12 protein-coding genes and 1 tRNA gene are annotated in these 11,451 nt (G+C 51.9%); 4 read left to right on the top strand and 9 right to left on the bottom strand.

Annotated elements, in window-relative coordinates:
- The first annotated feature begins 190 nt into the window (after positions 1–190).
- The 4 genes from JHJ32_RS05890 (at position 191) to JHJ32_RS05875 (ending at position 1,901) form a co-directional block, all read left to right on the top strand.
- Positions 191–514 carry a hypothetical protein gene (locus JHJ32_RS05890; RefSeq protein ID WP_200120306.1) on the top strand — a complete coding sequence of 108 codons (324 nt, stop codon included), beginning with the start codon at positions 191–193 and terminating at the stop codon, positions 512–514.
- A 378-nt stretch (positions 515–892) separates the two neighbouring features.
- On the top strand, positions 893–1,099 hold the full coding sequence (locus JHJ32_RS23120) for a helix-turn-helix domain-containing protein (protein ID WP_200120305.1): 207 nt from the start codon (positions 893–895) through the stop codon (positions 1,097–1,099).
- Positions 1,100–1,266: 167 nt separating this feature from the next.
- Positions 1,267–1,611 (top strand): type II toxin-antitoxin system RelE/ParE family toxin, encoded by a 345-nt coding sequence (locus tag JHJ32_RS05880; RefSeq protein WP_200120304.1) that lies wholly within the window; start codon positions 1,267–1,269, stop codon positions 1,609–1,611.
- Entirely contained in the window at positions 1,608–1,901 is a 294-nt protein-coding gene (locus JHJ32_RS05875; protein ID WP_233632503.1) for a helix-turn-helix domain-containing protein, read from the top strand. The genes JHJ32_RS05880 and JHJ32_RS05875 overlap by 4 nt, the downstream gene beginning before the upstream one ends.
- A gap of 322 nt (positions 1,902–2,223) precedes the next feature.
- On the opposite strand, the gene JHJ32_RS05870 is transcribed toward JHJ32_RS05875, so the two are convergent.
- From JHJ32_RS05870 to JHJ32_RS05830, 9 genes are all read right to left on the bottom strand, one after another.
- Positions 2,224–2,295: transfer RNA gene (locus JHJ32_RS05870), tRNA-Arg, on the bottom strand.
- Between the two features lie 72 nt (positions 2,296–2,367).
- On the bottom strand, positions 2,368–3,627 hold the full coding sequence (locus tag JHJ32_RS05865; RefSeq protein ID WP_200120303.1) for an MFS transporter: 1,260 nt from the start codon (positions 3,625–3,627) through the stop codon (positions 2,368–2,370).
- A gap of 29 nt (positions 3,628–3,656) precedes the next feature.
- Positions 3,657–4,370, bottom strand: coding sequence for a sugar transferase (locus tag JHJ32_RS05860; RefSeq protein WP_079716170.1), 714 nt, complete (start codon positions 4,368–4,370; stop codon positions 3,657–3,659).
- Positions 4,371–4,531: 161 nt separating this feature from the next.
- The gene (locus tag JHJ32_RS05855; RefSeq protein ID WP_200120302.1) at positions 4,532–5,440 is read right to left on the bottom strand and encodes a glycosyltransferase family 2 protein; all 909 of its coding nucleotides are present in this window, start codon (positions 5,438–5,440) and stop codon (positions 4,532–4,534) included.
- Positions 5,441–5,446: 6 nt separating this feature from the next.
- Positions 5,447–7,000 carry a right-handed parallel beta-helix repeat-containing protein gene (locus tag JHJ32_RS05850; protein WP_200120301.1) on the bottom strand — a complete coding sequence of 518 codons (1,554 nt, stop codon included), beginning with the start codon at positions 6,998–7,000 and terminating at the stop codon, positions 5,447–5,449.
- A 7-nt stretch (positions 7,001–7,007) separates the two neighbouring features.
- Positions 7,008–8,003 (bottom strand): glycosyltransferase family 1 protein, encoded by a 996-nt coding sequence (locus JHJ32_RS05845; protein ID WP_233632502.1) that lies wholly within the window; start codon positions 8,001–8,003, stop codon positions 7,008–7,010.
- A complete protein-coding gene (locus JHJ32_RS05840) occupies positions 8,000–9,193 on the bottom strand; it encodes an O-antigen ligase (RefSeq protein WP_200120300.1) in 1,194 nt (397 codons plus the stop codon). Before JHJ32_RS05840 ends, JHJ32_RS05845 begins: the two co-directional genes overlap by 4 nt.
- On the bottom strand, positions 9,177–10,382 hold the full coding sequence (locus tag JHJ32_RS05835) for a glycosyltransferase family 4 protein (protein ID WP_200120299.1): 1,206 nt from the start codon (positions 10,380–10,382) through the stop codon (positions 9,177–9,179). The genes JHJ32_RS05840 and JHJ32_RS05835 overlap by 17 nt, the downstream gene beginning before the upstream one ends.
- Entirely contained in the window at positions 10,379–11,446 is a 1,068-nt protein-coding gene (locus JHJ32_RS05830) for a glycosyltransferase family 4 protein (RefSeq protein WP_200120298.1), read from the bottom strand. The genes JHJ32_RS05835 and JHJ32_RS05830 overlap by 4 nt, the downstream gene beginning before the upstream one ends.
- Between the last annotated feature and the right edge of the window lie 5 nt (positions 11,447–11,451).

Raw genomic sequence — 11,451 nt, 5'->3', positions numbered from 1 at the left:
TTGTGTGTTCCTGAAGGGATTTGCTGCGTCCCGCTGCCCCACTCTCGTTTCCGCAGCGAGTAAGTTCGAACCCCCGGCCGACCCTTCGTTTTATTTACTAACGATAAGCCCGGCGATCGGTTGCAAGTACCGAACTTTCTCTCTTCGAGACTAGTTCGCAGCGACCGGGCGTCTTTAAATCTATTTAGACATGGAAAAATGTCATCTAACCAATGGGGCTGCGAATCCCACAACCAATCAACATCAGGGTATCGATCCTCAAATCAACAGGCAACTTGCCGGGATGGGATTCCATTCCTATCAAACGGAAAGAGGTTTAACCGTCCACAAAAGGCACATCGGTAATTTAGGTGTTTCTATAAAAGGCAAGGCTTGTACGGGCCGAATTGTCTATAACATCCGTAACCATATCTATTCATGCACCTTACAGGCTTTCATGGTCGAGAACAGGTACCGTATTGACAGGTCGGTATTTGAACTTTGGCTAAGGGGCGATTATACCCCACTGGAATAATTTTAGTTGAAAAAGTGGAATATTTTTTCGCGTTTTGGAAAACACACTTCTACGCAAAAAATATGCGCACTAATTCAAGATATTTATGCGTTAGACATTTTTGATGCACAAGTATATTTGTTGAAAAACAAATACCTTTTTATCAGCCTGTTGTGGCATTGATCAGCCTTGACACCACATAAAATAGCATTTGCACAACTAGCTTCCGAAATACCAAGCTCATTAAAGCGTTTAGATTGTAAAAGTGAACTCATGGAAAGAATACCATTTGACGACCTGCCCAATGAGGTAGCATTACCGAGGCAGGAAATAGCTGAATTGAAAGCGATTGTGTCAGAAAAGTTGGCCACGCCGGAAGGATACTAGCCTGACGTCACCATGGATGTTCAGGAGGCCGCCGAATGCCTAAGGTGTACGCCGGACAATGTTTACAAAAAGGTGAGAAGTGGTAGCCTTCCACATTATCGTAACGGCAAAAAAATTCGGAACCTAATACCCAAGCTATCAATAAAACCATTTAATTTGTATAACGCAGGGGGGAAGCCGTCGATAGGTTACACTCTAAGTAATATACAACAGGATTAAAACCTATGCTGCGAAATAATAAACCCCATCAACTCAACGACGGAATTGCTTTTTTTGGTCGACACAAGGATTTCAGTCCTTTCCTCCAAAACAAAAATCACCAGCATAAGGATAACCGGCACTCGAAATAATTTGCATAGCAGTAACTTATAAGTTACCTTTGTGTCGTGAAAGTCAGGGAAGTCATTGCATTCAGGAACTACTTTGAGGATTTCCTCAAGGGCCAGCCACAAAAGGTGCAGGACAAGATTTTCAAGATTATCGAGGCTATTGAGACGCTGGAGCGTGTGCCGTCGAATTACCTGAAGGCCATGACCGGAACAGATGGGCTATACGAGGCAAGGATACAACTGGGCTCAAACATCTGGCGAGTGTTCTGTTTCTTTGACGGTGACCGGTTAGTCATATTGCTGAACGGTTTCCAGAAGAAAACACAGAAGACACCGAAGAAAGAAATTGATAGGGCATTGAGATTGATGGCTGAATATTACAAACAGAAAAGGAGCAAATGATGGAAACTAAGAGCTGGAAAGACATCAAGGATAGTGTTTACGGTGCCAAGGGTACCGAAAGGAGGGACACGCTGGAAAGGGATTTCGAGGGGTTCAAGATCGGCTTGTTGCTCAGGAAGGCGAGGGAAGATAAACACCTCACCCAGGCGGAACTTGCCGATTTGGTGAACCGTAAAAGAGAATATATTTCGAGGATCGAGAACAACGGGAGCAATCTTACATTGAAAACCCTATACGACATCGTTGAGAAAGGGCTCGGTGGTAAGGTGAAGATTTCGATAGAGGTGTAATCCTACGTCCGGTCAATAAGACGTCGAAACCCCATCCAGCCGGACGGGATTTTTTTCGGTTAAAATTTACAGCCTCACGGCCATACATCAAAGATACGGAATTATCGCCGGAAATACCCGCCATTAATCAAACCGACAACAAAACCGACAACGATATAACGAAAAAAGGCCATTTAAGGCCTTTTTAGTGTTCCCGAAGGGATTTGCTGCGTCCCGCTGCCCCGCTCTCGTTTCCGCAGCGAGCAAGTTCGAACCCCCGGCCGACCCTTCGTTCTCATCCCTTGTAAATACGAAAAAGCCATCTTCGCAGATGGCTTTCTAGTGTTCCCGAAGGGATTCGAACCCCTATCTTCAGAACCGGAATCTGAAATTCTATCCATTGAACTACGGGAACGGGGATGCAAAGATATTCAAAATTTCGAAATCTAAACAGCCGATAATAAGTTTTTTCCTTTTAACGGATCGCCTACTGCTGACGCTCGACAGGTTGAAGCGTTGTCGGGCCTCGTTTGACCACGCGATCTACCCGATACATGAGAAACAAGCTCAATACCGAGATCACCACCACCACATAACCGAGTGTATCGTAATTTTCGAGCGGGCTGAAACTGCTTTCCTGGATAACGATTTTGCCGGCCACCGCAGCGGCTATACCGCCAGCCAATTGCTGTAACGACGCGTTGATGCTCATGAACGCACCCCGGTCTTTCAACTCGGGCACGGCGCTGGTCAGCGCGGAAGAGGGCACCATCCGCCCCATCACCCCCGCCATCATCAGTACGTTGATGGCAATGGCTATCCACAGCGGTGTGACCGAAAGGTGGGTATACCAGATACACATAGCCATCATCCAAAGTGAAGCCATGACAAACAACTTGTACTTGTCTACTTTATCGCTGATGCGACCGATGAAAGGCATGACCACCAGTGTACTGAGGCCAGACACCATAAAAAGGATTGGCAATTGATACTCCGTGATGTGCAGGTTGTTTACCGCAAAAGCACTACCGAAGGGCATCATCATAAAGCCGCCCACGGACAGCAAGGCGGTGGCCATGAATCCTATCCGGTAATCCCGCTGTGCAAAAGTATGCCATAAATGCGCGAAGGCAGATCGTTCGTTCTTGACTCCCAAATGCGCCGCGACTGGCTTCAGGTAAAACACAATGACAATGGCAATGATGACACCTAAAACGGCTACCATCAGGAAAGGGGCCTCCCACCCCCAGCCATTTGCTATGTAGAGTCCAATGGGTATGCCCAATACCTGGCTTACGCCGAAAGCCATTTGTATAAAGGCCATCACGCGGCCACGCTGCTGTAACACAAATAAATCAGCCACGATGGCCATGGATATGGAGCCAATGACCCCACCGAAAAGACCGGTAAAGATGCGGGCAGCCACCAAGAACAGGTACGTGTGGGCTATCCCGCACAACAACGTGCCGATGACAAATCCGGCGTAAAAAAACAGCAGCAGCTTTTTGCGATCAAACCTATCTGAGAAACCGGCGGTAAGGAATCCCGAGATACCGGCACTGAACGCGTAGGCAGATACCGCCAAGCCAAACTCCGAAGGGCTCAAATGCATTGATTTCATCAAAATGTCTCCCAATGGAGACATAATCATGAAATCAAGAATGATGGTAAACTGTGTGATAGCCAAGATAATGACTACCAGGGTTTGATAAGGGGTAAAGCGTGTTGCCGATTCTGGTGTTTTCATCGGCACAAACTTAATGATTATTGTCGGTGTTATTTCCCTTTCCCTTGTGCCATGGCTTTTACCGTCTCCAAGATAATACCGATATCTGTTTTTATGCTCATGGTAGACAGGTATTTCAAATCGTAATTAACCCGTTCGCACATTTGATTTACGTTTTCGGCATAACCGTAATGCACCTGTCCGATGGACGTGATACCGGGCTTCAGCCGGAAAAGTTGCATGTATTCGGGCTTCCTTTCTTTGATTTCGTCAATAAAATGGCGGCGTTCGGGCCGCGGGCCAACGATGGCCATATCACCTTTCAGCACGTTCCAAAACTGGGGCAACTCATCAAGGTGCGTTTTGCGCATAAACTTCCCCCACTTCGTGATCCGCGGATCGTCATCCGAAGATAACTGCGGCCGGCCATCCTTTTCGGCGTCGACACGCATGCTCCTGAATTTGTAAATATAAAAGGGCTTTTCGTCCTTACCGATACGCACCTGGCGGTAAAATACCGGCCCCCTGGAGGTTGCTTTTGTAATCAGCATCAACACCACAAATACGGGTAATCCGGCAACCAGCACAACTGAGGAAAAAAGGATATCGAATACTCGTTTAAGGAAAATGGTTTCCTGATAAACCAATAGCTTTCTCTTTACACCCTGCAGGTCTATTCGGAAAGTCGGCTGATACGTTATCAACTCGTATAGACTGTTATCGACTTTATATGCTATCTGCTGAATTTGATTCTCTCTTACCATCGCTTTATCTTTTAATCAACATTGGTATAGATGCGAATTGAGTGCCATCTTTTCCAAAACCAGCAAATACGGCCTTTTCGGGCATCTAACGCAGCTTCAGCTGTGGAACCGTCGATAGAAGTGGGGAAAAATTCTACAAATCTGGGTATGGGTATCCCCAGCTAATGCCAATAGCCTTTATACATGGAGAAGGCCCGCCGCCAAGCTTTTGGCAGCCTCCGGTAACCAAGGCCAAGCTTATAGCCCAGCCACTTGGCTGCGAAAGAGCAGCAAACCTTAGGGAGCAGAAATGGATTGCGGCGGCCTATATAACGGATTTCGGACTTCGCGTAGCGGAATCCTTCGCCACCGGCGCGGCCGAATGACTCGAAGATCCAACGGTTGTCGCTGTGGAACACGCCGATATCGAAGTACCGCTCAAATTCCTCGCCGATGCGGTAGTCATGCGAATGGTATACACAGGCATCGCCCACATACGCCATCTTCCATCCCTGCAGCAATAGCCTCCCGGCTATGATAACGTCTTCGCCCATGATAGTGCCTAACGGGAACCCGCCTACCGCTTCAAAAGCAGTGCGCCGGTAGGCAGCAAAAGAATTGGAGCAGGATATCGTTTTAATGCCATATTTCGGGGCGTCGGCGAGCGCCCGTACCTGGCTTTCGGCGGGATAATTAAACAACCGGGCATGCGCCTCCATAAGTGTGGCCCCTGCATGGGGGAGCTGCCGGCCATAGGCCATGCCTATCTGCGGATCGGCAAACGCCGCCACGATATTGGCCAGCATATCCGGATGGGCCGGAATCGCATCCTGCGTGAGGAATACATAGATATCGGCATCCGGAAAATTGGCGATGGCCCATTGGCGGGTACCGCCGTGGTCAAACCCTTCCGGGCCAAGGCCAATGACCTGAAAACCTTTTTCCCGCGCGAGCTCGACCGTCCGATCGTCCGAACCGGAGTCGACCAGTACCCGTGTCGCTATGGGATAGGTCTGCCGCGCGAGGGCATCCAGCAGGGTGGCAAAACGGGACCCGGCATTCAATGTCGGTATGTATAGATTCACGTTCATGGATACCTATGGTTGTGTTACCTGTTCGTCAAGCGCATTGCGCGTCAGCTGGAGGCCCGGTGAACCGGCATCATGCAGCGCTGCTCCGCCGGAAGACACGAAATTACTGTCTATCACGACCTGGTGGGCTGTTTTGCCAATGGCAATGGCTGCGTTTTTTTTGTTGGTGATGCGGTTGCCTTTCAGGAACGCACTGCCGACCTTTACGAGCAGCAGCGCCCCCGCGTCATGCCCGCTGATGAGGGTATTGCCTTCGAACCTCAAATTTCCTTCCATGTTGATGTTTACCGGCCCGCTCTCGATTTCGTTTTCCTCCAACAGCAGTGAATCAATACGGATATCGTTGGGCAGCAGGGCACGGGTGACCCGGTTTGTCTTGAGGTGGAGCACACGGCCATCGGCATTGGCCAATAATCGCAGCGTCGGGAAGGTATTGCCTTCCATGCGTATACTGTCCCACCGGCCCACCAGTTCGAATGCGCCGTCGGTAAGGTTCCGGTTGGCGGTAATCGTTCCGCATCCTTCGACATAGAGGGCCGGCCGGTTGTTGCCAAAAGCCCGGTTGCCGCTCAGGGTCACGTCAGAAATACCGATAAGTGTGCCGATGCCCGACCCATCCGGTGTAGACTCACCGCTCACGAAACCATTTTTCCAACTGTAATTGCCGGCGATGAGCGCCCGCACCGGCATCACCACGCCATGCGCACGGTTGTTGATATCAATCGCATCGGCGGCATTATACTCGAGCCGGTTGTTCGTAATCCGGTAATTTGTGACGAGCTCAGCCGAGTTGAAGGCAACCTGTATGCCGCTCATGCCATTGTGGTGGATGTAATTGCCGTCTATCTCGATGTCGCCGCTATCGTGGACGAAGATGCCGTTTTCGCCGTTGTGATGCAGCTCATTGCCGGACACCGTCACCCCTCTGCTGGACAGCACGCGTATCGCTGTGCCGGGATTGTAGGATTTTGCCGATTTACGGGCAATACCGTAGTGGCTGACCGTGCTGCCGACAACGCGGCAGGCTGAGCAGCTGTACCACAGGATACCGGGGAACGAACGCCTGTTGGTGGAATCGCCCGCGATATGGCTGTTGGCAATCGTGATATTGCTGCATTGTGAAGCATATATCGCTTCATTGACGGTCTCGGCACGAAAAGAAAGGTAGATATTGGATACCCGATGCGCCCGGAACAAGGGGGCGTCTGAATGCTGCTTTTCAACCGAAAATGAATCGGACAGGGCCTTCGGTTGCCGCAGCACGCCCTCAGCTACGAAATGTACATTAGGGGCGAGGCGAAGTGTGCGGACCAGGTAGTCGCCTTTGGGCAAATAAACCGTATCGCCCGGCGCAGCTTCATCGATAACCGCCTGGATGGCCTTCGAATCGTCTGCTTTGCCGTTGCCCCGGGCGCCGAAGCTACGCACATCCAGCCGCCGGCCCAGCCCTGGCTGCTCCTCCCCTGCGGGCTTCTCCTGCCCGCAACCCGCCAGAAAGATACCGGTGCAAACGATGATTGCCGCAAATGCCGTTTTCAGCGAAAGACTTTTATGATGCATATCCTTATCATTGATTTTCCAATAGTATCGACCATGTTTCCGCCGCTGTTTTATCCCACGAAAACTGTGCGGCACGCTCAATCCCCCGGTTGCGCAACTGGTGATGCCTGTCCGCATCCGCCGCAAGCTGCTCTATCGCTATTGCAATGGCTTCAGGCGAGCTAGGATCGACGCACACTCCTGCATCGCCCGCTATCTCGGGCAGGGCGCTCACTGACGAGGTGATCACAGGCGTGCCCGAGGCCATAGATTCAATCACCGGCAAACCAAACCCTTCCATCAGCGAGACAAACAGGGTGGCATATGCGCCCTTGTATAAGGCTGGCATGTCTTCCTCGGCGACAAACCCCAGGAAACGCACCCGGCCTTCCAGCCCGAGCTGGCTGATATGCCGGGTCAACTCTTCATCAGGATGGCCCGAGAGGTAAAACATAAACTCCTGCGGTATACGCGCCCGCGCGAATGCCGACAGCATGGTGGGGATATTCTTATTTTTGCGACGGTTGCCCACATACAGGAAGTACGGCCGCTCTGAGACGAACGACCGGGTATTTTCATGATACCGCATATCTACGCCATTGTATACCACGGCGATACGCTGCTCGTCGATGCCCAGCAACTCAACCAATTGCCGTTTGCTGAAATGCGAAACGGTAATGATTTTTCTCGCCCGTCTTGCAAGCCGCGCCAGTACCTGCTGGTAATACAGCCGATGCAGGGGGGTATAATAAAAAAAATGCATCAGATCATGGATGGTGAACACATAGGGGATACGGCTGTACAACGGAGGCATAAATGAGGGGCTATAAAACACGTCTGCCTTGGCGCTGCTGATCGCTCGTGCCAGCATCAACGGCGTAAACAGGTTGCCCAGCCCCATCTGGCTTTGTACGAAAACGGGAGATACACTGGCGGGCATACGGGCCATTACTTCACGATACAACTTGCCGATACCTGTATCGCCATCCCACCGGCTGTCAATCAATACGCGTGTCTGCATCATACGGCCCTCCAATTCAATTGCTTCATATCAATCGGCCGGCTGCACCCCAATAGGCACACCAGCACAAGGTATAGGATGATGTCATTGTCATAACCGGAATACAGGATCATCATAATAGCCAGCAGCGGCAGCCAGGCCACCCACCAGAACACCCGGTTGGGCTGCTGCCGGTGACAGAAATGGAAAAAACATCCCAAAAACAACACGTACGAAAAAAATCCGATGACGCCAAAGTCAAGATAACAGCTCAGGAAAGTGTTGTGGATGTGCGGTTCGCCGTGGTAAAATTCGGCATGGCGGCCAAGGAATGTGCTACCGGCCATAAACCCATTGCCCAACGGTGAAATAGCGGTGAAATGCTGGAAAAACGCCTTCCAGTAGACCAGCCGTACACCCATGCCGTCGTTAGAGGCGGTAATATTATCGATGCGGACAACCTTTTCTGCAACAAACGGCAGAACCGACAGGGCGGCCAGGGCGAGCACCATCCGCCACCTTACCGCCGCCGCGGCCCACAGCAGGCAAAATACACCCAGAAACAAGGCCACCACCGGCGTGCGCGAAAGCGAGAGCCAGGCAAGCACCAGCACGGCCGCAATGCGCCACCATACGATGGTCCGTTGCCTCGCTACAGGCAACAATATGTAGACAAAGCCGATCAAGGCAATGCGCGCACCGAACATGTTCTTATCATCCAGCCCCCAGAAATAGTGCGAGGGCCGATATAGGGCGCTCCCATGAGCCGAAGTGGGTGCCCCGCCAATCCAGCGGAAATCCGCAGCGTAATGATAGCTTATCAGCTGCAACAACGAAAGGCCAAGCGCGATGTGAAGCGTGATATCCACCCAACGCAACAGGCGACTATTGTCCCGCTGTATCACCCATCCTACCGCGAAATACAGGTAGGTAAAATTGACAGGCAACTTAAGGAAGTTGGTCATCTCCCGTTGGCCCGCAGGCATGTTCATGAAAAAAATAAACGAGGCGTAGCCTGTGAAGACGAGCAGAAACCACACCCAAGCATGGCGGAGCAGCGCCGGGGTATCAACGAAAAATGACAATGATGCCAGCAAAAATACCAGGGGATACCCCTTTACCGGCACGAAAACCGCCAGCAGGGCCATACAGAACAACACTTCACAAAGTGCGGCGCGATGCACAGCTGTTATGGTTTTAGTATGTTGTATCATTGGCCGTTATCGTTTGGAGTACCTGTTCGTACTCATTTACCATGCGTGTTATATCAAGGTATTCGCGTACGGATGGCCTTGCCTCGCCTGCCAACCGGTTGTAATGCGCCACATCCCGCCAAAGTGCGGCGATCGCCCTTCCAAGAGACTCCGGCACATCCGGATCACAAAGGATGCCATTCCGGCCATCTTCAACACTTTCCCGCAAGCCACCGCGATTGCTCGCTATAACCGGCAAATGGTTTGCCAAACCTTCGACGGCTACCATGCCGAGCGGCTCTTCCCACAGCGAGGGGACGACAAGCACATCGATATCGGGATAAAACTGAGCGGGATCTACGTATCCGCGGAAGATGATACGCGTGTCATCACCTGCCAGCTCGCGGAAGTGCTGCTCGTCTTCGGACTTGCCCCGGCCGGCAATATGCAGCTGGCCGTCAATGCCCGATCCCTTGAATTGCTCGATGAGCCACTCCACTCCTTTGACACCGGATAAAGTACCGATATAACCTACCGCCAAGGGCTGCCCTTCCGCACGGAGGCGCAGCGCCCTGGCCTCGGGGATGCGGCGGGCATTGTGAATCACATATTGGCGGATGCCCTGGAAATACCGATGCGCGACAAACCGTTGCAAAATACTGTGGCTAATACCCACTACGGCGCCGAGTTTGGCCGACTGTTGCCGGTGCCTGTAGCGCAGCAGCCAATTTATCAGCCCCTGGCTGTTGCGCGGCTTGCCGTTTTTGAACATCGTGCTATCCGGGCTCAACAGGTACATATCATGCAAAACCTGCACAACCGGAATGCCTGCCTCCCTGATCGCATCCCAGGCTGCGATTGACCAGCCGACGAGGTTGTGGCATGATACGGCGGATGGTTGCTCAAGACGGATCACCTCTTTGACATACGCTCCCATCGCCGGGTTATACCAGTCGCGGAGATGCCAGGCTAGCCGGCTGAATTTGCCGGGCCGCTCATTTGAAAACGGCCAATACCGATTTTTCAACCCAGCGCGGTATACCTGCACCTCATCCACCTGCTCCTTGCGCAGCCCCTCCCCGGGCGCCATGCTCAGTACAACGACCTCATGGCCCTTGGCTTGCATCCCCTCAACGATGAGCTTGAGTGAAATTTCTGCGCCTCCGGCGATATAAGGCGAGTACAATGCATTAATGTACAAGATCTTCATCCGTTCCTCCGCAAAAGTTGATGATACACCTGTTCTAAGGCAGCCCCTACATTGCGCGGGTCATAGGCCGCTGCCACATAGCCGTACAATAGCTCACCCATCCGGGCCAGGGCCTCGGAGTCCTGCTGCTTCATGGCAACGGCCCGCGTTATCTGCTCATTCAACGCCGCCCGATGCTCTGCGGCCGTTGCATAGCTGTAATGGAATACCTGTTGGCGATGTGTGCCCAGATCCGCTATTGTACCGATATCCGGACAGATGACCGTACGCTTATAGGAAAATGCCAGGATTACCGTCCCCGAGTTGAGGCTGCTCGACATGTCATAAGGCAACACCAAGGCGTCGGCCTCACCAAGCAACGCCGCCAGTTGGTCATCGGGCACGAAATACGGAAAAAACTGCACATTGCCGGCCGTTGCCGCCTGTTTTTCGATTTGCTGTTGATACCGTTGGTCGATGGCTTTGCCAGCTATTGTCAACCGTATACTGGCACCGAAGGCACCCACCGTATCGATGAGCAGCTCCAGGTTTTTATAGGGTTTTACCATACCCGTAAATAGCAAGTGCAGCACATGGCCATGGTTGTTTGCAGCATCGCGAACCGCCCCGTATACACCGATGAAGTGGGGATGGGGAATATACACCGATTTGCGCCGTACGCCCTCGCCGTGCTCCGCCAAGACGGACATCGACTGCCGGGAGTGGATGACGATACGGTGCGACCACCGCATCAGGAGACGCGTGAGGGTACGGCTGAAAAAAGCCAGGCCTTTTTCGTGTGACGTGCGGTTGTGCATGGTCCATACAAGCGGTTTCCCGCTCAGTCGGATGATGGCCAAAACAGCCATTTTTCGCATGAAGCTTCGAAAAGCCACGAAAAAACCGCTGTCGTCTACGTTTTCGAACCAGTTGAGGTGGACCAACTTGATGGATCGGAAATGCTTCATACCCGAAAAGATGGTATCCAATGGATGTATGCGGTATCCCCTGCCGCGCAATTCACCGACCAGTAACTGGATATACTGGTTTTCCTTGTTGACCGGTGGGTTGAAGATGATATCCATAGCCT

Source organism: Parapedobacter sp. ISTM3 (assembly GCF_016533505.1).
Classification (GTDB): domain Bacteria; phylum Bacteroidota; class Bacteroidia; order Sphingobacteriales; family Sphingobacteriaceae; genus Parapedobacter; species Parapedobacter luteus.
The sequence above is the reverse complement of the archived record's forward strand: the minus strand, read 5'-3'. Positions and strand labels throughout refer to the sequence as shown.